1 protein-coding gene is annotated in these 524 nt (G+C 26.9%); it reads right to left on the bottom strand.

Translation table 11 applies throughout. The features are described 5' to 3' along the window. Positions 1-209 precede the first annotated feature (209 nt). On the bottom strand, positions 210-434 hold the full coding sequence (locus GQF29_RS18245) for a hypothetical protein (protein ID WP_008788037.1): 225 nt from the start codon (positions 432-434) through the stop codon (positions 210-212). Positions 435-524 lie beyond the last annotated feature (90 nt).

Below are 524 nucleotides of genomic sequence, written 5' to 3'. Positions count from 1 at the left end.
ACCCAATTTTTTATAAAATTTCAACTTCACAATGGTATGAACTTAAATCAAACTTGCTTTCATCTATAGCATACATTATTGATTGATAATCAATGCTATTACTTTATATACGGCATATTTTTTCATATTTTTATATCCTCCATCTTATTTATAACCGACACCTTTTTTTTAAGGTGTTTCGTCTTATTTCAAAGACTCGTCAGGGCTATTTAATGAATTGATTTGATAACTACCAAACAATCTAATAAATTGTCATTATCTAAATCACTCACGACAAATTCAACTACATTTCTTTCATCAACTCCAATTGCACCACCTTTAATAATTTCTTCTAAATCTTCATCATCGTTAACTAATTCTCCTAGATAATATTTGTTACCGATTTTTATCTCTTCTCTTTCTAATGTTTTGATATATTCTCTTGTTAATAGCATTTTATATGTTCCTTTCTTTTAATTGATTTATTAATAATTTAAGATCATCTGTATTTTTAACTCTCCAGCCGTCCTTGATAGATTGTTCTA

It is taken from the genome of Coprobacillus cateniformis, from assembly GCF_009767585.1.
In the GTDB taxonomy this organism is placed as follows: Bacteria; Bacillota_I; Bacilli_A; order Erysipelotrichales; family Coprobacillaceae; genus Coprobacillus; species Coprobacillus cateniformis.
This window is presented reverse-complemented; position numbering and strand designations above follow the sequence as displayed.

Excerpts from the sequence above, each read along its gene's own strand:
- GQF29_RS18245 (WP_008788037.1), bottom strand. The coding sequence starts at position 434 with ATGCTATTAACAAGAGAATATATCAAAACATTAGAAAGAGAAGAGATA.